1 protein-coding gene is annotated in these 1340 nt (G+C 22.0%); it reads left to right on the top strand.

The window, feature by feature from the left end; all coding sequences use genetic code 11:
- Nucleotides 1-663: 663 nt before the first annotated feature.
- Nucleotides 664-1340, top strand: a 677-nt coding sequence (locus BUA19_RS11370; RefSeq protein WP_143145434.1) for a hypothetical protein, incomplete at its 3' end; no start/stop codon positions are given.

Here is a 1340-nt window from a genome sequence, read left to right as displayed (position 1 = left end):
TTACCTTTGACCATAAAAAGGTTACCTTTGGGCGCGAAAAATATAGTATTTTCAACTTATACAGCTGGCCGAAAACATTTAAAACAAGAGAAAAAGATTGTAAAACATATTATGTATAAAACAATAAAAAAAAGAAGTTGCTCAATGAAAAATAAAATATCAAATTTTAATTAATAATACAGGCTAATATATAAAATGTTCTTAATCGCTTTTATTTGCCAATATAAGCGATTTTATTTTGTTTATAGATAATTTATACTATAAACAAAATAAAACATTGAATTTCGGCGTTTATGAAGGTTATAAAAGGTAATGAAAAGATAGGTTAAAGGTATAAGTAGTATAATTAAAAATTATTAATAATATTTTGTAAATATATAAAGATTGATATTAAAATTTGTAGTATAATTAAATAAATATTTACTACAAATATAAAATTTGTAATAAAAATTCAAATAAAAAAGAAGTTCCTTAATGGTTTGGTCGCCTCAAGGAACTTCTTTTAGAACGGAGAACTCTTAAAAAGAGAACTCAATGTAATAACTTTTTCTTACAAAGTTATTATATATTATAACACCTATATTTTCAATTATTGCAAATAAATTATTTTAGATTTTAAGAAATAAGGATTCTCCGTTCTAACATATAGAAGGGAGTTTTTTTATGGGATTAAAACAAGAAATAAGTCAATTACAATATAGAAAATTTACTGATGAAGAAATAAAAGAAATACAGAAATTTTTAAGATATATGCTAATTGGAGTAAAGTTAGACCAGTACATAAAAATATTTAATTATATAGAGAATTATTCAAGTAATATATATACTCAAAGAAGTTTTAAAGTAAAAGAATTATTAAGTTTTAAAAAACTTAAACAAATACTAAATGATGGAGAATTTAAGCCTATAAACTTATTTTATAGTGTAAATACATATAAAACTTACGAAAATTCTTCTGAGGAAAATCTAGGGTTTATAACGAATATATTAATAGATATAGATTATAAAAAATCATTTTTTAAAAATCTTTCTAAAGATGAATTTATGCAAATGCTTGAATGTGAATACTTTGGAATAGAAATTCCATGCCCAAGTGCAATTATTTATACGGGGAACAATTTTCATATTACATATAAAATAAAATATCCAGTTAATGCAACTGATAAAGCAAAAACACTTGCTAGAAGAATACAAAAAGAAATATCTAATAAATTAAGTTGTTTTAATGCTGATAAATCAGTTAATTTAACTACTTCAACGAGATTTATATATACACGTAATTTTAAAACTATGAATACAGTTAGTGTTAAAATTTATGAGGATAAGCTATATAAACTGAG

Source organism: Tepidibacter thalassicus DSM 15285 (assembly GCF_900129915.1).
Taxonomy (GTDB): Bacteria; Bacillota; Clostridia; order Peptostreptococcales; family Peptostreptococcaceae; genus Tepidibacter; species Tepidibacter thalassicus.
The sequence above is the reverse complement of the archived record's forward strand: the minus strand, read 5'-3'. Positions and strand labels throughout refer to the sequence as shown.